This window comes from Paracoccus shandongensis (assembly GCF_017315735.1).
Taxonomy (GTDB): Bacteria; Pseudomonadota; Alphaproteobacteria; order Rhodobacterales; family Rhodobacteraceae; genus Paracoccus; species Paracoccus shandongensis.
Genome location: NZ_JAFLRK010000005.1, coordinates 123,927 through 145,553 on the forward strand (window position 1 = coordinate 123,927; position 21,627 = coordinate 145,553).

The 21,627-nt window shown below is 67.7% G+C and carries 20 protein-coding genes; 9 read left to right on the forward strand and 11 right to left on the reverse strand.

The window, feature by feature from the left end; all coding sequences use genetic code 11:
- Positions 1-30: 30 nt before the first annotated feature.
- From JX613_RS06025 to JX613_RS06075, 11 genes are all read right to left on the reverse strand, one after another.
- Positions 31-360 (reverse strand): DUF779 domain-containing protein, encoded by a 330-nt coding sequence (locus JX613_RS06025; RefSeq protein ID WP_103172560.1) that lies wholly within the window; start codon positions 358-360, stop codon positions 31-33.
- Complete coding sequence (locus tag JX613_RS06030) at positions 357-1,415, reverse strand: DNA topoisomerase IB (protein WP_207100560.1); 1,059 nt, start codon at positions 1,413-1,415, stop codon at positions 357-359. The genes JX613_RS06025 and JX613_RS06030 overlap by 4 nt, the downstream gene beginning before the upstream one ends.
- A gap of 130 nt (positions 1,416-1,545) precedes the next feature.
- A complete protein-coding gene (gene adh, locus JX613_RS06035) occupies positions 1,546-3,072 on the reverse strand; it encodes an aldehyde dehydrogenase (RefSeq protein ID WP_207100561.1) in 1,527 nt (508 codons plus the stop codon).
- 130 nt (positions 3,073-3,202) lie between these two features.
- Entirely contained in the window at positions 3,203-4,147 is a 945-nt protein-coding gene (locus JX613_RS06040; RefSeq protein ID WP_207100562.1) for a GAF domain-containing protein, read from the reverse strand.
- Positions 4,148-4,214: 67 nt separating this feature from the next.
- Entirely contained in the window at positions 4,215-6,617 is a 2,403-nt protein-coding gene (locus tag JX613_RS06045; RefSeq protein ID WP_207100563.1) for a membrane-bound PQQ-dependent dehydrogenase, glucose/quinate/shikimate family, read from the reverse strand.
- A gap of 99 nt (positions 6,618-6,716) precedes the next feature.
- On the reverse strand, positions 6,717-7,862 hold the full coding sequence (locus JX613_RS06050; RefSeq protein WP_207100564.1) for an ABC transporter ATP-binding protein: 1,146 nt from the start codon (positions 7,860-7,862) through the stop codon (positions 6,717-6,719).
- 33 nt (positions 7,863-7,895) lie between these two features.
- Complete coding sequence (locus JX613_RS06055; RefSeq protein ID WP_207100565.1) at positions 7,896-9,431, reverse strand: alpha-amylase family glycosyl hydrolase; 1,536 nt, start codon at positions 9,429-9,431, stop codon at positions 7,896-7,898.
- Between the two features lie 3 nt (positions 9,432-9,434).
- Positions 9,435-10,568, reverse strand: a complete 1,134-nt coding sequence (locus JX613_RS06060) for a carbohydrate ABC transporter permease (RefSeq protein ID WP_207100566.1) — start codon at positions 10,566-10,568, stop codon at positions 9,435-9,437.
- Positions 10,568-11,563: a carbohydrate ABC transporter permease gene (locus JX613_RS06065; RefSeq protein WP_207100567.1), complete on the reverse strand. Its 996-nt coding sequence runs from the start codon at positions 11,561-11,563 to the stop codon at positions 10,568-10,570. Before JX613_RS06065 ends, JX613_RS06060 begins: the two co-directional genes overlap by 1 nt.
- A 59-nt stretch (positions 11,564-11,622) precedes the next feature.
- Positions 11,623-12,948, reverse strand: a complete 1,326-nt coding sequence (locus JX613_RS06070; RefSeq protein ID WP_207100591.1) for an ABC transporter substrate-binding protein — start codon at positions 12,946-12,948, stop codon at positions 11,623-11,625.
- A gap of 109 nt (positions 12,949-13,057) precedes the next feature.
- Positions 13,058-14,053 carry a quinoprotein relay system zinc metallohydrolase 2 gene (locus JX613_RS06075; protein ID WP_336512278.1) on the reverse strand — a complete coding sequence of 332 codons (996 nt, stop codon included), beginning with the start codon at positions 14,051-14,053 and terminating at the stop codon, positions 13,058-13,060.
- A gap of 193 nt (positions 14,054-14,246) precedes the next feature.
- Between JX613_RS06075 and pqqA the strand changes: the two genes are divergently transcribed.
- The 9 genes from pqqA to JX613_RS06120 all read left to right on the forward strand — a co-directional run bounded on the left by pqqA (position 14,247) and on the right by JX613_RS06120 (position 21,581).
- Positions 14,247-14,339 (forward strand): pyrroloquinoline quinone precursor peptide PqqA, encoded by a 93-nt coding sequence (gene pqqA, locus JX613_RS06080; RefSeq protein ID WP_076522366.1) that lies wholly within the window; start codon positions 14,247-14,249, stop codon positions 14,337-14,339.
- A gap of 71 nt (positions 14,340-14,410) precedes the next feature.
- Complete coding sequence (gene pqqB, locus JX613_RS06085; protein ID WP_207100569.1) at positions 14,411-15,292, forward strand: pyrroloquinoline quinone biosynthesis protein PqqB; 882 nt, start codon at positions 14,411-14,413, stop codon at positions 15,290-15,292.
- The gene (gene pqqC / locus JX613_RS06090; RefSeq protein WP_207100570.1) at positions 15,289-16,056 is read left to right on the forward strand and encodes a pyrroloquinoline-quinone synthase PqqC; all 768 of its coding nucleotides are present in this window, start codon (positions 15,289-15,291) and stop codon (positions 16,054-16,056) included. Before pqqB ends, pqqC begins: the two co-directional genes overlap by 4 nt.
- Positions 16,053-16,370, forward strand: coding sequence for a pyrroloquinoline quinone biosynthesis peptide chaperone PqqD (gene pqqD, locus JX613_RS06095; protein ID WP_207100571.1), 318 nt, complete (start codon positions 16,053-16,055; stop codon positions 16,368-16,370). Before pqqC ends, pqqD begins: the two co-directional genes overlap by 4 nt.
- Positions 16,367-17,503 carry a pyrroloquinoline quinone biosynthesis protein PqqE gene (gene pqqE, locus JX613_RS06100; RefSeq protein WP_207100572.1) on the forward strand — a complete coding sequence of 379 codons (1,137 nt, stop codon included), beginning with the start codon at positions 16,367-16,369 and terminating at the stop codon, positions 17,501-17,503. The genes pqqD and pqqE overlap by 4 nt, the downstream gene beginning before the upstream one ends.
- A gap of 3 nt (positions 17,504-17,506) precedes the next feature.
- Positions 17,507-18,280 carry a quinoprotein dehydrogenase-associated SoxYZ-like carrier gene (locus JX613_RS06105; protein ID WP_207100573.1) on the forward strand — a complete coding sequence of 258 codons (774 nt, stop codon included), beginning with the start codon at positions 17,507-17,509 and terminating at the stop codon, positions 18,278-18,280.
- 115 nt (positions 18,281-18,395) lie between these two features.
- On the forward strand, positions 18,396-19,103 hold the full coding sequence (locus JX613_RS06110) for a response regulator transcription factor (protein ID WP_207100574.1): 708 nt from the start codon (positions 18,396-18,398) through the stop codon (positions 19,101-19,103).
- On the forward strand, positions 19,103-20,269 hold the full coding sequence (locus tag JX613_RS06115; protein ID WP_207100575.1) for an FIST N-terminal domain-containing protein: 1,167 nt from the start codon (positions 19,103-19,105) through the stop codon (positions 20,267-20,269). Before JX613_RS06110 ends, JX613_RS06115 begins: the two co-directional genes overlap by 1 nt.
- A complete protein-coding gene (locus tag JX613_RS06120; protein ID WP_207100576.1) occupies positions 20,259-21,581 on the forward strand; it encodes an ATP-binding response regulator in 1,323 nt (440 codons plus the stop codon). Before JX613_RS06115 ends, JX613_RS06120 begins: the two co-directional genes overlap by 11 nt.
- Positions 21,582-21,627: the final 46 nt, after the last annotated feature.

Consider the following 21,627-nt stretch of genomic DNA (forward strand, 5'->3'; position numbering starts at 1 on the left):
CGTTATAGGGGACCGGCGACCCCCTGCCAATCAGATCCGGCAGATTTCCGACCGGGTGAGGAACCGCTTTTCCCGCCCGTTGTCCAGGCTGAACATGCCGCCGCGCCCGGGCACCACGTCGATGATCAGATCCGTATGCGCCCAGGCCTCGGCCTGGGAGGCGCTGATATAGAAGGGCGCGCCGCCGATCTCGCCCAGCTTCACGTCGCGTTCGCCCACGCGGAAATCGCCCTGCGGATAGCACATGGGCGAGGATCCGTCGCAGCAGCCGCCCGACTGGTGGAACAGGACCGGGCCGTGATCGGCCACGATCTCGGCGATCAGGTCCAGGGCGGCGGGGGTGGCTGTGACCGTGCTCATGGCTTCAACCTTTTCTTCAGGAATTCCAGCACCTGCCGCTCCTCGGGGCGCAGGCCGGGTTGTTCCAGATCGTCGGCGATTTCGTCCTGCAATTCCAGCTTCAATTCGCGGGCCAGATAGGCGTCGATCACCTCGGGGTGGACATAGCACTTGCGGCAGATCGTGGGCGTGTTGCCAAGGCGGCTGGCGACACGCTCGATCGCGTCGCAGATGTTGCGCTTGGCGGCCGCCTGGCTGTCGCAGGCCTCGTATTCCATCAGCGCCAGGGCGGCCAGGACGGTGCCGGTCCAGGTGCGGAAATCCTTGGCAGTGACGTTCTGGCCGGAAATCTCGCGCAGGTAGGCGTTCACCTCGGTCGAGGTGACCTTCTGCCGCGCGCCGTCCTCGTCCAGATACTGGAACAGGTGCTGGCCGGGGATGTCCTGGGCGGCGCGCACGATGCGCGCCACGCGCCGGTCCCTCAGGCCCAGGTTCCATTCCTTGCCCGATTTGCCCTTGAAGCGGAAGCGGACCTCGTTCCCGTCGATCTTCACATGCCGGTCGCGCAGGGTGGTCAACCCGTGGGACTTGTTCTGCTTGGCGTAATCCAGGTTGCCCACCCGGATCATGGTGTTTTCCAGCAGATGCACCACCGTCGCCAGCACCTTTTCGGCGGGCATCCCGCGCCGGGACATGTCCTGGTCCACGCGCGCCCGGATCTGCGGCAGGGCATGGGCGAAGTCCAGCATGTGGTCGTATTTGGCGCTGTCGCGGACCGCGCGGAAATCGGGGTGGTAACGGTATTGCTTGCGGCCCTTCTCGTCCCGGCCGGTGGCCTGGATATGGCCGCGCGGATCGGGGCAGATCCAGACATCGGCATAGGCGGGCGGGATGGCCAGCGATGCCAGCCGCGCGCGTTCGGCCTTGTCGGTGATCGCCTTGCCATCCGGGCCGCGATAGACAAACCCCTTGCCGGACCTTCGCCGCGTGATCCCCGGCATGTCGTCGTTGACATAAACCAGCCCCGCTTCCTTCGCGGCGTCGCGGGGGTCGGAGATGACGGCGTCCTTGGGCATGGGAAGAACCAGAAGCGGGTGGCTTCCGGTTCAACGCCGCACCCGGCGGATGGTTGCGCCCTGGCGGGAAGGACAGGCGCCCGGCCCCCGGCGCGGCTGGACGGGCCGGGTTCGCCCCGGCCCGTCCGTTTCAGAAGAAGCCCAGCTTCTTGGGCGAGTAGCTGACCAGCATGTTCTTGGTCTGCTGGTAATGGTCCAGCATCATCTTGTGGTTTTCGCGCCCGATGCCCGACTGCTTGTAGCCGCCGAAGGCCGCGTGGGCCGGATAGGCGTGATAGCAGTTGGTCCAGACCCGGCCCGCCTTGATCGCGCGGCCGAAGCGGTAGCAGGTGTTGGCCTCGCGCGACCAGATGCCCGCGCCCAGGCCATACAGCGTGTCATTGGCGATCGACAGCGCCTCGTCCTGGTCCTTGAAGGTGGTCACCGACACCACGGGGCCGAAGATCTCCTCCTGGAAGATGCGCATCTTGTTGTTGCCGCGGAACACGGTCGGCTTGATGTAATAGCCGCCCGACAGTTCCCCGCCGTGATCCGCCGCCTCGCCGCCGATCAGCACCTCGGCCCCTTCCTTGCGGCCGATGTCGAAATAGGAAAGGATCTTTTCCTTCTGTTCCGACGAGGCCTGGGCGCCGACCATGGTGGCGCTGTCGCGCGGGTCGCCCAGCTTGATCGCCTCGACGCGCTTGAGCGCGCGTTCCATGAAGCGGTCATAGATGGATTCGTGGATCAGGGCGCGCGACGGGCAGGTGCAGACCTCGCCCTGGTTCAGCGCGAACATCACGAAGCCTTCGATGGCCTTGTCGAAGAAATCGTCGTCCTCGCGGCAGACATCCTCGAAGAAGATGTTGGGGGACTTGCCGCCCAGTTCCAGCGTCACCGGAATCAGGTTTTCCGACGCATATTGCATGATCAGCCGCCCGGTGGTGGTTTCCCCGGTAAAGGCGATCTTGGCGATGCGCGGATTGGACGCCAGCGGCTTGCCCGCTTCCAGGCCGAAGCCGTTCACGATGTTCAGCACGCCCGGCGGCAGCAGGTCGGAAATCAGATCGGCAAAGATCATGATGGTGGCAGGGGTCTGTTCGGCGGGCTTCAGCACCACGCAGTTGCCCGCGGCCAGCGCCGGGGCCAGCTTCCACACCGCCATCAGCAGCGGGAAGTTCCAGGGGATGATCTGGCCCACCACGCCCAGCGGTTCGTGGAAGTGATAGGCGACCGTGTCGTGGTCGATTTCCGAAATCCCGCCTTCCTGCGCGCGCAGCACGCCCGCGAAATAGCGGAAATGGTCGATGCCCAGCGGCAGGTCGGCGGCCATCGTTTCCCGGATCGGCTTGCCGTTGTCCCAGGTTTCGGCGGTGGCCAGCAGTTCCAGGTTCTGTTCCATCCGGTCGGCGATGCGGTTCAGGATCAGCGACCGTTCCGCAGGCGACGTCTGGCCCCATTTGTCCTTGGCGGCGTGGGCCGCATCCAGCGCGGCCTCGATGTCGCTGGCGTCGGACCGGGCGATCTCGCCGATGGCGGCGCCGGTGATGGGGGTGGTGTTGGTGAAATAGCGGCCCGCCTTGGGCGCGACCCACTGGCCGCCGATGAAGTTGTCGTAACGCTTGGCAAAGGGCATCACGCCCACGCCCTTGAACTCGTGCGTCTGGTCGTTCGGCATCGTTTCCTCCTCTGGGTACCGCCCGGAGTCTCTCCCTCTCCGGGTATGGGTGACAGCTTGGCGCTTGGGCGATTCGTTGCAAGCGGCTTTCCCGCGCCGCAGCCCCGGCCCTGTCTCACGATTGAGACAGTCAGCCGTTCTTTTCGCCCAGGCCCAACCGCGCCATGCGGCGGTAGAGCGTGGCCCGCCCGACCCCCAGGGCGCGCGCCGCCGCCGACACGTTGCCCTCGGCCCGGGCCAGGGCGCGGGCCACGGCGGCGCGTTCGGCCTTGTCGAACCCGGTCAGGTCGTCGTCGCGGCCCAGAAGGTCGGCGGCGGGGCGCGGGCGGATCGCGCCTTCGCGTTCCAGCCCCAGGGCACGGCGCGCGGCCCGGGTCGCGCCGATGGCCAGGTCGTCCTTGTCCACGGCCAGCAGCACGGCGGCATCGACCGAATCGCCGGGCGCGACGATGCGGGCGCCCGGGAAACTGGCGCGGAAGAACATCGCCTCGATCGCGCGGGCGGTCTGGGCCACCTGCGCGCCGATCAGGCGGTTATAGCGTTCGGTCTGGTCGGCCCGCGCGGAACTGACATCCAGCGCCGCCAGCAGCCGCCCGTCCGGTCCCCAGATCGGCGCGTCCATGCAGGACATCGCCGTGTTGCGGGTGCGGAAATGTTCGCCCCGGTGGATGGTGATGGGCCGCCCCTCGGCCAAGCAGGTGCCGATGCCGTTGGTGCCCTGGGCGGATTCGGACCAGTCGGCGCCCTGCCACAACCCCCAGTCCCGGAACTGTTCGGCATCCGCCGCATTCACGCGCTGGTCCAGCACCACGCCATCGGCGTCGGTCAGCAGGACGTTGCAGCCGGACAGGCCGACCAGGTTGAACAGCTGGTCCAGCTGCGGGGATGCCACGCGCAGGAAATGATCCATCGCCTGGCGGCGGCGGGCCAGTTCGGGCAGGGTCAGGCGCTCGGGGCGGCGCGCATCCGACGGGTCCAGCCCGTGCTTCAGCAGCGACCGCCGCCAGGACGCGGCAAGGGCAGAGGTCGCGGAATTGGACTGCGACTCTCGGGCGACATGATCGGCGTGACGCATACCGGGCCGGCTCCTCCTCGGTCGGTAGCGCGGATCATAGCACGCGGGGGTGCGATCCGGCCAAGAACTAATTGCCGGCACCGGCAGGCAGCCGCCAGGCCAGCACATGATCGCCCAGATCGGTGCCGATGGACCCATGCCCGCCCGCGACCAGCACCACCACCTGCCGGCCCTGGCTGTCTAGATAGGTCATGGGCGTGGCCTGCCCGCCCGCAGGCAGCCGCCCGCGCCACAGTTCCCGGCCCGTGGTCAGGTCATAGGCGCGCAGGAAGTTGTCCACCGCAGCCGCCATGAAGACCACGCCCGACCCGGTGATGACCGGCCCGCCGATTCCCGGCATCCCCAGGGGCAGGGCCAAGGGCAGCGGCGTCATGTCCATGGTGGTGCCGTTGCGGTGCTTCCAGGCGATCTCTCCGGTGCGCAGGTCGGCGCCCGCGACGAAACCCCAGGGCGGCTGCTGGCAGGGCACGCCCAGGGGCGACAGGAACGGCCCCATTTCCACCGCATAGGGCGCCCCGGCATTGGAATTGAGCCCCTGTTCGCCCGAATTGGTGGCCTGCCCCGCTGCCTGTTCCGCAGGCACCAGGCGCGAGGTGAAGGCCAGTTGCAGCGGCATCCCGAACATCACCTGGCGGCGCGGATCGACGGCGATGCCGCCCCAGTTGAAGACGCCGAAATTGCCGGGATGGACAAGCGTGCCTTGCAGCGACGGGGGGGTATAGCGGCCTTCATAGCGCAGCTTGCGGAACTGGATCCGGCACAGCATCTGGTCGATCAGCGTCGCGCCCCACATCTGCGATTCGGTCAGCGGTTCCGGTTCAAAGGACAGGGCAGAGACAGGCTGCGTGGGGGCCGCGAAATCCTCAGGCACGGTGCCCTGGGGGGCGGGGCGTTCGGTGACGGGCAGGATCGGCTCGCCCGTCTGGCGATTCAGGACATAGACATCGCCCTGCTTGGTGGGCACCACCAGGGCGGGCACGCGGCCATCCGGCATGTCCAGGTCCAGCAGCGTGGGCTGCGCGGGCGTGTCCATGTCCCACAGGTCATGGTGGACGAACTGCCGGACCCAGCGGGCCTGCCCGGTGGCAGCATCCAGCGCCACGACCGAGGAGGAATAGGTTTCCTCGGCCTCGTTGCGGAACATGCCCAGCTGGTCGGGCGTGCGGTTGCCCATGGGCACATAGACCAGCCCCAAGTCCGGGTCCGCCGACAGGGGCGCCCAGCTGTTCGGCGAAGACGGCGTATAGGTCTGGTTCGGGTCGGTCACGTCGAAGGGCGCGGTCGCCTGCGGGTTGCCCGAATCCCAGTTCCAGAGCAGCCGCCCGTCGCGCACGTCATAGGCCCGGATCACCCCCGAGGGCGCGTTCACATCATAGTTGTCGTTCACCGCGCCGCCCACGACCAGGGCATTGCCGATGATGACCGGGGGCGAGGTCGAATAATAGAACCCCGCCTGCTTGAAGGGCATGTTGTGGATCAGGTTCAGCGCGCCCTTGTCGGCGAAATCGCTGCACAACTGCCCGGTCTGCGGGTTCAGCGCCAGCATATGCGCGTCCGAGGTCGGCATGAAGATCCGGTCGGTGCAGGGCCCCGAGGACTGTGTTTCGGCGCTGACGGCGGGGCTTTGCGGATGGTCGGTCGCGGCGGGCAGCACGGCGGGTTCCGGCGCGGCGGCGGTGGCGGCGCCGTCGCCCGGCCAATAGCTGACGCCCCGGCAGGTCTGGTGCTGGCGCTGGCTGAGGGGTTCGATGGCGGCCTTGTAGACCCAGCGTTCGGCCCCCGTGTCGGCGTCTAGCGCCACCAGCCAGTTGTGCGGCGTGCAAAGGTAAAGCGTGTTGCCCACCTTGATCGGGGTCGCCTGATAGGTCGTCTCGTCCGTGTCACCGGGCTGGCGCATGTCGCCGGTCCGGTAGGTCCAGGCGGTTTCCAGCGCGCCTACATTTTCCGCCGTGATCTGGTCCAGCGGAGAGAAACGTTGCCCGAAGCTGGTGCGCCCATAGGCCAGCCAGTCGTCCGGTCCACCGGGCGGGCCCAGGGCGGGATCGGCATTGGCGACCTGGTCGGGAAGCGCGCCGGTGATCTCGTGCGGGTCGGTGGCGAGGCTGCCCAGCAGGGCGATGCCGGTGATCGCGGTGACAGTGAACAGGGCGATCCGGCCGGGCCGGTTGCGGCCTGCGCCGATGGGCAGCAGAAGCAGCAGCCCCAGGACCAGGAACATCCCCATGCGCGAGGCCAGCGCCCACCAGTCATAGCCGGAATCAAGCCAGGACCAGACCGCCAGCGCGACCAGGAACGCGGCATAAACCCAGCGGGACCAGGGACTGCGCGCGGCGACCAGCACCGCCACCAGGATCAGCACCGCCCCAGATGCGGCGATGAACGGGCTGCCCCCCAAGGTGGCAAGATAGACACCCCCTGCCAGAAGAACGGCACCGATGAGGGCGAAAGCCAAGGTGATGATGATGCGCATGTCTGTCCCCTTTGAACCCGAACCGGGACAGGCGAGCATGGTTCCCGGGAAATTCGGAAGCCCTGCCATGCGCCTTGTGCAAACTGCCGGCCTTGGCCGTCAGGCGGGAAGATGCGCCCCCACGGATGCGCGCGGCTGGTAGGGCGGCAGATCCACCCCGTCGCGATACAGCAACGACCGCCCGTCGTGGAACAGGTGCAGCGCGGCGGGGTCGGCGGTCAGGCGCACGGTCCGGCCGTTCAGGCCGGGATGGATGCCGGGCAGCTTGGCGATGACCGGAACGGTGTCGCCGCGCGTGCCGAAGTAAAGCAGCGTCACCTCGCCCAGGGCCTCGGTCAGGTCCACGGTGCCCTCGAACAGGGCGGGACCGTCCGTTTCGCGCATGTCCTCGGGGCGGACGCCCAGGTTGACGCGCATCCCCTCGTCCCCCGCGCGAGTCGGGATGGCCACAAGCGCGGTGCCGCCGTCGTCCAGTTGCACGGTGGTCGTGGCGCCGGTGGCGGCGACACGGCCCGGCAGCAGGTTCATCGCCGGGCTGCCGATGAACCCTGCGACGAATTCGTTCACCGGGCGCTCATACAGTTCCAGCGGCGCGCCGACCTGGGCGATGCCGCCGCCCGCCAGCACGACGATGCGGTCGGCCAGGGTCATCGCCTCGGTCTGGTCATGGGTGACATAGATCATCGTGCGGTCGGGCATGGCGGCCTTCAGCTGCGCGATCTCGATGCGGGTCGCCACGCGCAGGGCGGCGTCCAGGTTCGACAAGGGCTCGTCGAACAGATAAACCTTGGGGTCGCGCACGATGGCCCGGCCGATGGCGACCCGCTGGCGCTGGCCCCCCGACAGGGCCTTGGGCAGGCGGTCCAGATAGGGCGTCAGTTGCAGCATCCGGCCCGCGCGGTCAGTAGCCGCCTGAACCTCGGCCTTGGACTTGCCCGCGATCTTCAGGGCAAAGGCCATGTTGTCGCGCACCGTCATGTGCGGATACAGCGCATAGGACTGGAACACCATGGCGATGCCGCGCTGGCTGGGCGGGATGTCGTTCATCCGCTGCCCGTCGATGTCCAGCGTGCCGCTGCTGATCCGTTCCAGCCCCGCGATCATGCGCAGCAGGGTGGATTTCCCGCAGCCCGAGGGGCCGACGAAGACGATGAACTCGCCCGACCGGATGTCCAGGTCGATGCCCTTCAGGACATGCACGTCGCCATAGGACTTGGCGACATCGGTCAGTTTCAGATCGGCCATCGGCGTTCCCCCCTTGCCTGTTACGCGTGAACCCTATCCCTCGATGACCTGGACCTGCCAGGGCCGAAGGCCCCCCGCCTCGTCCGCCGACAGGTTGGCGCGGATGTGCAGCACCTGCTGGTCGTCGGCACGGTTGAAGGTCAGGACCGGACCCTCGGCCCGGATGTCGGTCATGTCCCCGCCCCGCAGCGCCGAATGCCTGCGCCGCAGACCGATGGCCCAGCGGTAATGGTGCAGCATCGACTGGGCGTCGGCTTCCTGGGCTGTCACGGTGCGTTGCAGATGCGCATGGGGAATGGGCAGCCAGGGTTTCGCCGTGGAAAAGCCGCCGTTCACGCCCATGTCCCAGACCATCGGCGTGCGGCAGCCATCGCGGCCCTTGAATTCCGGCCAGAATTCCTTGCCATAGGGATCCTGCAGGTCTTCAAAGGCGATCTCGGCTTCGGGCAGGCCCAGTTCCTCGCCCTGGTAAAGACAGACGGAGCCCTTCATGCACAACAGCACGGTGGCATAGGCCTTGGCGGCGGGGTCGGACAGGGTCCAGCGGCTGATATGGCGGACAACGTCGTGGTTCGACATGGCCCAGCAGGGCCAAGAATTGGGCGCCACGCTGTGCAGGGCGTCGAAGACCTGGGTGATGCGGGTCGCGGCCAGATCCTGTCCCGACAGGAAGTCGAAGACATAGGACATCTGCATCCGCCCCGCGACGCCGGTATATTCCTCCAGCAGTTCAAGGGCGCGTTCGCTGTCGCCGATCTCGCCGATCACGGCGGCGCCATAGCCGCGCAGCAGGGCGGCGAAGCGTTCCAGGAAGGCCACGTTTTCCGGCTGCGACTTGTCGTAACGGTGGCTCTGGTGGTTGTAGGGGTTGACCGCCGGCGCGGTGTCCGACTTGCGCAACTCGCGGGCCAAGGGCGGGTTGTCGCGCAGTTGCGCGTCGTGGAAATAGAAGTTGACGGTGTCCAGCCGGAAGCCGTCCACGCCCCGGTCCAGCCAGAACCGGGCCATGTCCAGCAGCTCGTCCTGGACGGCGGGGTTGTGGAAATTGAGATCCGGCTGCGAGACCAGGAAGTTGTGCAGGTAGTACTGTTCCCGCCGGGCGTCCCAATGCCAGGCGGGGCCGCCGAAGATCGACAGCCAGTTGTTGGGCGGCGTGCCGTCGGGCTTGGGATCGGCCCAGACATACCAGTCGGCGCGCGGGTTGTCCCGGCTGGCGCGGCTTTCCGCGAACCACGGGTGCTGGTCCGAGGTATGCGACATCACCAGGTCGATCATCACCTTCAGGCCCAGTTCATGGGCGCGCGCGATCAGGACGTCGAAATCCTCCATCCGGCCGAACAGGGGATCGATGCCGCGATAGTCGCTGACATCATAGCCGAAATCCTTCATGGGCGAGGTGAAGAAGGGCGAGATCCAGACCGCGTCCACGCCCAGCGAGGCGACATAGGGCAGGCGCTGCGTGATGCCCGGCAGGTCGCCGATCCCGTCGCCCGTCGTGTCCTGGAAACTGCGCGGATAGATCTGATAGATGACTCCACCCTTCCACCAATCGATTTTCGTTGCCGTCAAGTCTCATCCACCTTTCACGGACCCGGCCAGAAGGCCGCGGACCAGATATTTCTGCATCGCGAAGAACACGAGCAGCGGCACCGCGATCGAGATGAAGGCCGAGGTGGCGAGGATTTCCCATTCGCCCCCCTTGGATCCCATCAATTCGCGCAGCACGCCGGTCATGACCAACTGCTCGCGTGTATTGCCAAGGAAGACGGTCGCCACAAGCAGGTCGTTCCAGACCCACAGGAACTGGAAGATCGCAAACGACGCCAGGGCGGGAAAGGACAAGGGCAGGATGATCTTGCGGAAGATCTGGAATTCGGTCGCGCCGTCCACGCGGGCGGATTCAATGACCTCGCGCGGCAGGCCGGCCATGTAGTTGCGCAGCAGATAGATCGCCAGCGGCAGGCCGAAGCCGGTATGGGCCAGCCAGATGCCCAGGTATCCCTTGCCGATCCCCAGATCGTTGTGCAGCCGCAACAGCGGGATCAGCGCCACCTGCAGGGGCACGACCAGCAAGCCCACCACGGCGGCGGTCAGGATGGCGCGGCCCGGAAACTCCATCCAGGCCAGGGCATAGGCCGCGAAGGCCGCGATCAGGATGGGGATCACGGTGGCGGGGATCGTCACCGTCAGCGTGTTCATGAAGGCCCGGCCCAGGCCTTCGGCGGTCAGGACGCGGTTGTAGTTTTCCGTGGTCAGCCGGGCGGGCGCGCCGGTGGTGACGAAGATCCGCTCTCCCCTGCGCATCTCGAAGGGGGTGGGCGAGGTCAGGCGGTATGTGCCGTCGGCGGCCACGGTCAATTGCCAGCCGTCCTCGATCTCGGTCGTGTCGCCGGGCGCGAAGGCGGCGGGTTCGCGGGCGCGGGTGCCCCAGCCGATCAGGCTCTGGCCCTCCTCCAGCACGGTGCCTTCTATGACATAAAGCCCGTCCTCTTGGACCGCGTCGTCGCCGGTCCCGGTGCGCACGAAGCCCGTGGCCTCCTGCGCGGAAAAGGACTGCCACCAGCCCGAGGTCAGGATCTGGTCCCGGTCGCGGAAGGACGACACCAGCAGCCCCAGCGTCGGGATCGTCCACAGCAGGACCAGCAGGAAGGCCGCGATGTTCACGGCCCAGACCAGCGAGGATTTCTGTCCGGCCATGCCCTCCATCACCGCACCTCCCTGCGCACGTTGAGCATGTTCCAGATCATGATGGGCGTCACCAGCAGCATCAGGATGATGGCGATGGCCGATCCGCGCCCGTAATCGGGCGTGCCCCGGAACATCCAGTCATACATCAGGTTCGCCAGCACCTGCGTGCCCCATTGCCCGTTGGTCATCACGAACACGATGTCGAAGACCTTCAGGACCACGATGGTGATGGTGGTCCAGACGACCGCGATGGTGCCCATGATCTGGGGCACCTTGATCCTGAAGAACACCTGCCAGGGGGATGCGCCGTCCAGGATCGCGGCCTCGATGGTTTCCTCGGGGATGCCGCGCAGGGCGGCGGACAGGATCACCATCGCAAAGCCCGTCTGGATCCAGACCAGCACCACCATCAGGAAGAAGTTGTTCCAGGGAATCAGCGTCAGCCACAGCTGCGGGCCGCCGCCAAGCGCCTGCACGATGGCGTTCAGCAGGCCGATCTGGGCCTCGCCCGGTTCGCGGTATTCATAGATGAACTTCCAGATCACCCCCGCGCCCACGAAGCTGATCGCCATGGGCATGAAGATCAGCGACTTGCCGATATTGCCCCATTTCAGCCGGTCGGTCAGCTGCGCCGCGATCAGCCCGAACAGCGTGGACAGCGCGGGCACCACCAGCAGCCAGACCAGGTTGTTGCGCATCGATTCGCGGAACTTGCCGTCGCCCATCAGCCAGGCATAGTTCGACCCGCCCACGAATTCCGTGCCGCGCGCGTTGTGGACCGACCGCCACAGGCTGTCGAAGATCGGATAAACCAGATAGACGCCCAGAAACAGGATCGCGGGGCCCAGAAACAGCCAAGGCCGGATCTGGTTGGCCTTGCGGATGTTGTCGCCCGCATCCGGCCCGCGCGGGGGATAGATGCGGTCCAGCACCCAGTTCGATCCCCAGAACCAGGCCACGCAGCCGAAGACGCCGATCGCGATGGTGCTGACGGCCAGCCAGAACAGTTCCATGCCGGAAAACCCCCGAACCCGTGACACGGCGCGGCGGCGGTTCCGCCGCGCCCAAGGCGTTACTTCAGCGTGGCCCAGGTCTGCTGGATGCGGTCGGCCACGTCCTGCGCCGATGCGCCGCCCACGAAATCGACCATGCCCGTCCAGAAGGCCCCCGCGCCCACCGCGCCGGGCATCAGGTCCGACCCGTCAAAGCGGAAGGTGGTCGCGTCCAGCAGGATCTGGCCCATCTTGCGCTGCGTCTCTCCGGCATAGGCCTCCATGTTGACGGCGGTATAGGGCGTGGTGAAGCCCGATTGCGCCATCCACAGCTCATGGGCGGCGGGCGTCTGCAGGAACTCGATGAAGGCCAGGGCCACGGGATTGTCGGTGAAGACCCCGAACAGCGTGCCGCCGCCCAGCACCGGCTGGCCCAGGCTGCCATCGGCGGGGGCGGGGAAATAGAAGAAATCGTAATCCTCGCCCTCGACCGTGCCCTCGGGGAAGAAGGACGGGATGAAGCTTGCCTGCCGGTGCATGTAGCAGCCGGGCGGGCTTGCGAACAGACCGGCCGGGCTTTCGCGGAAATCGTTCGACGCAACGGATGCCGCGCCGCCCGCGACGAAATCGTCGTTCTTGGCGAACCAGCCGAATTCCTCGATGGCCTTGACGACCTTGGGATCGTTGAAGGGCAGCGCGTTGGTGGTCCAGGCGTCGTAATCCTCGGGGGTGTTCAGCCGCAGCATCAGATCCTCGACCCAGTCGGTCGCGGGCCAGCCGGTCGCCCCGCCCGAGGCCAGGCCGATGCACCACGGCGTCTCGCCATCGGCGGCGATCTGTTCGGTCAGCGCGCGCAGATCCTCATAGGTTTCGGGGATCTCGTATCCCCCGTCCTCGAAGTTTTCCGGCACATACCAGACCAGCGACTTCACGTCCGCCTTGTAGGGGAAGGCGAACATCTTTTCCGCCCCGTCCCGGCCCGCATAGGTGCCAAGCGCGGCCCAGCTGTCGCCCGCCGCATAATTGTCGCGCACCCATTGGGCAGTGTCGTCGCCCAGATCCTTCAGGTATCCCTTGGCGGCCAGTTCGGCGGCCAGGCCCGGCTGCGGCAGCACGCCGATATCGGGGGGCGATCCGGCCTCGCTGTCGATGACGATCTGCTGCTCGAAGCTGGTCGAGCCGGAATAGTTCACCTTCGCCCCCGTCGCATCCTCGAAATAGGCGGCGATCGAGGTGAACAGCTCCTGGTCGGGGCCCATCCAGGGGGCCAGGATCGACACGCTTTTCCCCTTGAGATCCGCATGGGCCGCGCCGAAATCCTCGAGGCTTTTCCAGTTGATGCGGTCGTCGCTGCCTTTCTCGATGACCAGTTGCGCCTGCGCGCCCCCGGCCAGCAGCGCGGCCATGGCCACGGTGATGTAGAACGATGGTTTCACGTCTTTTCCCCCCTGTTCGCAACCTGCGTGCGAGCCTTTGGCAAGATGGTCGCTTGACAAGCCCCGTCCTGTCAAACCCTTACTCCCATTCCAGTTCCTTGAAGGCGGCGGTGGCGTCGCGCGCGACGGAGTCGGGGAAGGACGCCCAGTTCCCCGCGAAAGGCTGCAAGCCGTCCACGATGGCGGGCACCGCCTGGGACAGGGGCAGGCCCGCACGGACCGCCTGGCGCGTGTGATGGGCCAGGGCCGTCAGGAAGTCGCGCTGCGCCGTGACCGCATCGCGCCAGTCCGCCGCCACCGGACCATGGCCGGGCACAACGGGGCCGCCGGGCTGCGGCACCGCCATCCAGTCCAGCCAGCCGGGCAGCGATCCGTCCACGATGGGCGTCAGCCCGCGGAACACCAGGTCGCCCGCGAACAGCGTGCCGGTGGCGCTGTCGCGCACCGTCAGGTCGTTGTCGCTGTGCGCGGGGCCGGTGGCCGTCAGCGTCAGGACGCGCCCGCCCAGGTCGATTTCCAGCCGGTCCGCGACTGCCACGTCCGGCAGCGCCACCCGCGTGCCGATCATCGGCCCGGGGCCGTAAAGCCGGGTCAGGTTGTCCAGATAGGCCGGGCCGCGCGCTTGCAGGGCATCGGCCAGCTTTTCATGGCCGATGACGGCGGCGCCCGCTTCGCGGAAGACCTCGGCCCCGAAGGCGTGGTCGGGATGCATGTGGGTAAGAACCAGATGGCTGATCGGCTTGTCGCTGACGGCCCGGATGGCCGCGAACAGCGCCTGCCCCTGCGCGCGGGACGCCCCCGCGTCGATCACCGCGATGCTGTCGCGGCCCACGACAAAGCCCAGGTTTGCGATCCAGCCGTCGGGGCTATCCTCGAACTGCGCGACCTGGCCCAGGTGGACATTGACGCCGGGGGCCACCGCCGCGACCGGCAGGGCGGGCAGGCCGGACAGGGGCAGGCAGGACAATCCGCCCTGGACCAGCGGGGCATGGTCCGCCAGCCAGCCTTCAGCGATTCGCGGCGCCTCGGCCGCGCATTGGTCAATGCTGGCGAAGGGTTGGCCGGCCAGCGTCACGGGCCCGCAGGTGGGCACCTCTCCGGCAAGGCAGGCGGATAAAACAACGAGGAACATTGCCACATTTTCCCGGCAGGGGCCGCAAGGCGTAACTTTCCGTTGTATGCGACCTTAGTCCTGTTGAATCGCGTTGTCTCTGCTCTAACATGACACACAGTCGCCAGACCGGCGGCCGTGGATTTGGAGGAAATGCATGGCTTGGACTAAACCCACCCTGAAAGAAATCGCCTGCGGCATGGAAATCAACATGTACGCCCCGGCCGAGGACGAGCCCGTCCTGTTCTGAGGCACCCGCTTCAGGCATCATGAACGGCCCCGTCCGAGGCAATCGGGCGGGGTCTTTTCGTCAGGGGGATCATGCGGATCATCGTCTTGGGCGCGGCGGCGGGCGGGGGCCTGCCGCAATGGAACTGCGGCTGCGGCAACTGCAATGCCGCGCGGGACGGCCGGATACCGGCGATGACGCAAAGCTCGGTCGCGGTCAGCGCGGATGGGCGGTCCTGGGCGGTCCTGAACGCCTCGCCCGACATCCGGGCGCAGCTGGCGGCCACGCCCGCGCTGCATCCGACAGGGCTGCGCGACGTGCCGCTGCAATCGGTGCTGGTGACGAATGGCGATATCGACCATGTGGCGGGGCTGCTGACGCTGCGCGAAAGCCAGCCCTTTGCGCTGTGGGCGACGCCCGCGATCCATGCGGTCCTGGCCGCAAACCCGATGCTGGGGGCCTTGCGCGCCGATCTGGTGCCGCGAAACCGCGTCACCCTGGACCAGCCGGTCGGGATCGCGCCGGGGCTGACGGCCAGGCTGTTCGCGGTGCCGGGCAAGGTGCCGCTTTACCAGGAAGGCGATGTGGTCGAGACGGGCCTGGTGGGCGAGACGACCGTGGGCGTGGAACTGACGGCGAACGGGCGCCGGGCGCTTTATATCCCGGGCTGCGCGGACCTGCCGGACTGGCTGGCGGACCGCATCGCGGGCGCGGATCTGCTGATGTTCGACGGCACCCTGTGGGAGGATGACGAGATGATCCGCCTGGGCCTTGGCCAGAAGACCGGGCGGCGCATGGGGCACATGCCGGTGGTGGAAACCATTGCCGCATTCAAGGACGTGCCTGTCGGGCGGCGGGTCTTCGTCCACATGAACAATTCCAATCCGCTGGTCGATCCGGCCAGCACTCAGACGCGCGAAGCAGAAGCCAGCGGCTGGCAGATCGGCCGCGACGGAATGGAGATCACGCTGTGAAGGACGCCTTTTCAGAACCGGGGCAAGACCAGGCGCAATCGCGCGAGGATTTCGAGGCCCGGCTGCGCGCCATCGGGGCCGCGCGTTACCACGACCGCCACCCCTTCCACGAACGGCTGCATGGCGGCCATTGCACCCCCGACGAGGTTCGAGCCTGGGTCATCAACCGCTGGATGTATCAATCCCGCATCCCCATGAAGGACGCGGCCTTCATGTCCCGCGTCGAGGATCCCGACCTGCGCCGCCATTGGCGCAAGCGGATCGAGGATCACGACGGCGGCATCGCCGAAGGCGGCGGCATCCGGCGCTGGCTGGCCTTGGCGCAGGCCGTGGGGCTGGATCCGGATTATGTGGCATCCGGCGTGGGCATCATGCCCGCCACGCGCTTCGCGGTGGACGCCTATGTCCGCTTCGTGCGCGACATGCCCCTGCTGGACGCGGTGGCGGCCAGCCTGACCGAACTGTTCGCGCCGAAAATCCATGCCCAGCGGATCGAGGGGCTGCTGGCGCATTACGATTTTGCGGACGATTCCAGCCTGTCCTATTTCCGAAAGCGCCTGACCGAGGCGCCCGAGGACGTGAAATTCGGCCTTGATTACGTGCTGACCCATGCCGACACGCGCGAAAAACAGGACGCGGCGGCGGCGGCGTTGGTCTTCAAGACCGACGTGCTGTGGGCGCAGCTTGACGCGCTGTGGCACGGCTATGTCGAAGGCAACATCCCGCCGGGCGCCTGGCGGCCGGGCGAGGGGATGGCGAAATGACCGCCCAGCCAGCTTCCATCCGGCCCGCCCCCCTGATCGGCCCCGACGACATCCCCTATCTGCCGCGCGGCGTGCGGCTGGCCCATGACCGCGTGCGCGGCATCCGCGTGTTGCAGGCCCCCGAACGGGCCATGCAGCTGGACGCCATCGGCGACGCGATCCTGGGGGAACTGGACGGCGCGCGCCCCCTGTCGGCCATCGTCAGCGGCCTTGCCGCGCGCTATAATGCCCCCGAAGACCAGATCGCGGGCGACGTGCGCGATTTCCTGACCGGGCTGATCGAACGGCGGATGGTCTTTGTGAGGACGCCATGAAGGACCAGCAACACCAACCCCGCGACCTGGACGGCAACCCCGTCACCCCCGGCCTGCCCATGGCCATGCTGGCCGAGGTCACGCATCGCTGCCCCCTCGCCTGCCCTTATTGTTCCAACCCGGTCGAACTGACCCGCGCCGCGCAGGAACTGACCGCCGACGACTGGGGCCGCGTCTTCCGGCAGGCCGCCGACCTGGGCGTGTTGCAGGTCCATGTCTCGGGCGGGGAACCCGGCGCGCGGCGCGATCTGGCGCAGATCGTGACCCATGCGCGGGATGCGAGGCTTTATGTGAACCTGATCACCTCCGGCATCGGCATCACGCGCGAGCGGCTGGAGGAGCTGGACCGCGCGGGCGTGGATCACGTGCAACTGTCCTTGCAGGGCATCCGCCCCGACATGGCCGACCGCATCAGCGGCCATCCGGGATCCTGGGACAAGAAGATGGCCTTCGCCGCCTGGGTGCAGGAGATCGGCTTTCCCCTGACCATCAACGCCGTGGTTCACCGCCAGAACCTGGAGCGCCTGCCCGAGATGATCGCGCTGGCCGAACAACTCGGCGCGCGGCGGATCGAGGTCGCGACCGTGCAGTTCCACGGCTGGGCGGATCTGAACCGCAAGGCGCTGATGCCCACGCGCGAACAGGCGGCCTTTGCGCGCCAGGTGGTGAACGACGCGCGCATCCGGCTGCGCGGGCGCATGGTCATCGACTATGTCCCCGCCGATCATCACGCGGTTTATCCCAAGGCCTGCATGGGCGGTTGGGGATCGACAGGCCTGAACGTCGCGCCCGACGGCACGGTGCTGCCCTGCCACGCCGCGCAGTCGATCCCCTGGATGCGGTTCGAGAATGTCCGCGACACCCCCCTGGGCGAAATCTGGCACGGGTCCGACAGCTTCAACGCCTTTCGCGGCACGGGTTGGATGCCCGAGCCCTGCCAGTCCTGCGCCCGCAAGACCGTGGATTTCGGCGGCTGCCGCTGCCAGGCCATGGCGCTGGCGGGCGATGCGCGGGCGACCGACCCGGTCTGCTCGCTGTCGCCCTTTCACGCGCAGGTCGTGGCGCGGGCCGAGGACGACGCCCGGGCCGACACCGCCGATCTTGTCTATCGCCGCATGAGGAAAGGAGAGTAAGCGATGAAAGCGCATATCCTTGCCGTTCTGCTGCTGGCCGGACCGGCGATGGCGCAGGACAACCCCCTGCAGGATTCGGCCACCTGGGACGACCTGCGCGATTCGGTCCTGGGCCTGGCCTCGGACGTGCCGCAGGACCTGGGCGTCCTGGACCTGGAGGCCCCCGTGCGCGCGCACGAGGCCGCCATCGTTCCCATCCGCCTGGTGCAGCCGCACGGGGCCCCGGCCATCACCGCCGCGACCCTGGTGATCGACGAAAACCCCGCCCCGGTCGCCGCCGAATACAGCTTCGGCCCGGCGATGATGCCGCTGGATTTCGAATTCCGCGTCCGCGTGGACAGCTATTCCGACGTGCGCGCCATTGCCGACACGGGCACCGGCAGCCAGGTCATGGCGGGGCGCTTCGTCAAGGCCTCGGGCGGATGCTCGGCGCCTGCGGGCAAGGACATGGCCGCGGTCGAGGCGACGATGGGCCAGATGCGCTGGCGCACGGCCCAGGAAGACGGCCGCCAGGTTGGCACGCTGATGATCCGGCACCCGAACTTTTCCGGCCTGCAGCGCGACCAGGTGACGCTTCTGAACATCCCCGCCCATTTCATCGACCGCCTGGACGTGCGCCAGGGCGAGGAGCTGCTGTTCGCGCTGAAGGCCGGGATCTCGATCAGCGAGGATCCGGTGTTCCGCTTTGCCTATCGCCCCAACGGCCAGCCGATCCGCGTCCATGCCGAGGACACCGACGGCAATGTCTGGGACCAGGAATTCGCCGCGGGCGGATGACCGCCGGTTCCATCAGACCTTTGTCGCAGATGCAGGGTTGCTTTGTTGCAACACTGCCCTAAGATCGGAACGGCGCGGAGGGGAGACCGCGCGGTTACGCAATGGAGGGATATGCATGACAGCCGCAGCCATGCAGGCACGCGTGCCGCAGACGCCACGGCAAAGCGCCGATCAGGTCCGGGAAATCCTGATCGTGGACGATCATCCCCTGATGTGCGACGCCTTGGCGCTGACGCTGAAGATCAGCTTCGGGCTGAAGAATGTGCGCACCGCCCGCAGCCTGGGCGCCGCGCTGGACGGCATCCGCGCCCAGGGCGCGCCCGACGCCGTGATCCTGGACCTGAACCTGCCCGACGCGCGGGGGGCCGAGGGCATCGTGACCCTGCGCCGCCAGTTGCCCGACGTGCCCATCACCATGATTTCCGCCGACCTGGACGGCGCGATGATTTCCGCCGCGATGGCGGCGGGCGCGCAGGGATACATCAGCAAGTCGCTGAGCCGAGAGGCGCTGGTCGACAGCCTGCGCCGCATGTGGGAAGGCGAACATGTCACGCCCGAAGGCTATGCCCCCGACCAGGCCTGCGCCGAGGACGAGGCCAAGGCGGAACTCGCCCGCCGCTTCGCCACCCTGACGCCGCAGCAGATGAAGATCCTGCGGCTGATCTGCCAGGGCAAGGCGAACAAGGAAATCAGCTATGACCTGTCCATCGCCGAGGCCACGGTGAAGACCCACATCACCGCGATCATGTCCAAGATCAACGCGCGCCGCCGCACCCAGGCGGTGCTGCTTGCCAACACGGTCCGCCTGTTCGAGGCGGGCTGATGGATACCGGCCCGGCTGCGAAGGAGGGCGCCACCGGGCCGGTGGCCGTGCAGGCCGACCGCGGACGGGCCGATCACGGCCAGGTTCTGCTGGACGGCCTGCGCGGAGCCAATCCCGGGCTGGTGCTGGTCTTCGGCGCCCATGGCCCCGATCTGGCCACGCTGGACGCCACCCTGCGGGCGGGCCTGCCCGAGGGCTGCGTGATCGCGGGCTGTTCGTCCGCCGGCGAGATCGGCCCGGACGGCTATGCCAGCGACAGCGTGGTCGCGATCGGGTTTCCTGCAGCCCATTTCCGCGCATCCGTCCTGGTGCTGCCGCATCTGGACCAGCTTCCGGTGTCGGACTGGATGGCGGCGCTGCGCCGGTTGCAGGCGGGCTTCGGCCCCGATCCGCAGCGGTCGCTGTTCGGGCTGTTGATGGTCGATGGGCTGGCGGGCCAGGAAGACGCGCTTGTGGCCACCATCGACGCGGCGCTGCCTTCGGTCCCCACGCTGGGCGGATCGGCGGGCGACGGGCTGCTGTTCCGCCAGACCTGGCTTCTGGCGGGGGGCAAGGTCGTGACCAACGCCGCCGTCTTCCTGCTGGTGGAAACCGACCTTGCCGTCAGCGAGGTCACCTTCGCCCATTTCAGCCCCACCGCCACGCGCGTGGTGGTGACCGCAGCCATTCCCGAAAAGCGCCGCATCCTGGAACTGAACGCCGAACCCGCGGCCGAGGAATATGCCCGCCTGACCGGCATCGCCACCGACGCGCTGACGCCCGCGGACTTTGCCCGCCATCCCCTGCTGCTGCGCATGGGGCGCCACCATCATGTCCGCGCCATCAGCGCCCAGACCGGCGATGGCGGGCTGTCCCTGATGTCGGCCATCGACACCGGAACCGTGCTGACCCTGGGCCGGGCCGAGGATATGACCCAGGGCTTTGCCGAGGCGCTGGCCTCCCTGCCCCGCCCGCCCCTGATGGTGCTGGGCTTTGACTGCATCCTGCGCCGCCTTGCCCTGGAACGCGAAGGCCTGCGCGACCAGATGTCGGAGCTGCTCTCGCGATACCGCGTGGCGGGCTTCAACACCTATGGCGAACAGCACAGCGGGATGCATGTGAACCAGACCTTCGTGGGGCTGGCCTTCATGCCCAACCCGGATGCGGCCCCCGCCCATGTTGCGTGACGACGACACGCCCGAACGCCAGGTCGAGAAGCTGCGCCGCATCAACCAGGTGCTGATCGACCGCATCGACCGGCTGGAGGAATCGCGCGGGTCCGCCTGGTCGATGTTCCAGGCCGCCGTCGCGCTGGAGCAGGAGGTGATGGCCCGCACCCGCGACCTGGAACGCGCCCTGGCCGACCTGTCGCAGCGAAACCGCGAACTGGCCGTGGCGCGCGCATCCGCCGAGGAGGCGAACCGGTCCAAGACCCGCTTCCTGCGCGCGGCCAGCCACGACCTGCTGCAACCCCTCTCGGCGGCGCGGCTGTTTTTGTCGATGCTGACCGACACCCCGATGAGCGAGCTTCAGTCCGAACTGACCGGCCGGCTGTCGGGGGCCTTTGAATCGGTGGAGCAGCTGATGCACGCGGTGCTCGACATCTCGCGCCTGGACAGCCAGCGGATCGAGTTTCACCGCCAGCCCGTCCCCCTGGGCGATCTGTTCCGCCGCCTGGCCGTCGAATTCGCCCCCCTGGCCGAGGCCAAGGGGCTGCGCCTGTCCTTTGTCCCCACCGACATGGTGGTCGAAAGCGACCCGGTCTTCCTGCGGCGGATCGCGCAGAACCTGGTCTCGAACGCGATCAAGTACACCCACAAGGGCGGCGTGGTGGTGGGCGCGCGCAAACGGGGGGATCTGTGCTGGCTGTGTGTCTATGACACGGGCGTGGGCATCCCGGCGGTGGACCGCAACCGCATCTTCGACGAATTCCAGCGCCTGTCCCATGACGCGGCCACCCCCGGCATGGGCCTTGGCCTGTCCATCGTGCGCCGCGCCTGCGCGAAACTGGACCACCCCATCCGCCTGGATTCCGAGGCCATGCGCGGCACCGTCTTCCGCGTGGGCCTGCCCGTGGTGGAACGCGACCCCATCGGCCCGCCCGCCCGGCCCGACCAGGCGGCCCTGCCCCTGCGCGGGCGCGTGGCGCTGGTGGTGGAAAACGACCCCGGGATGCGGCGCGGATACGAGATGATCCTGCGCGACCGGCTGGGCATGGTCGCCCGCGTGACCGGCGGCACGGCCGAGGCCCTGGCCACCATGGGCGACGACCCGCCCGACGTGATCCTGGCCGACTACAACCTGGAAAACGGCGACACCGGGGTGGACGCGATCCGGGCGCTGCGCGGATCGGTGGGCCAGGCCATTCCGGCGGTGATGATCACCGCCCATCGCGACCCGCAGATCGGCCGCAGCTGCGCGGCCATGGGGGTGCACCTGATGGAAAAGCCCGTCCGCCCCGCTGAACTGGCCGAGATGCTGGGCGGGATCCTCGCGTGACCTGCGACCAAAGGCCGAGGGCGCGCGCGGCAGGGCTTGCCCTTGG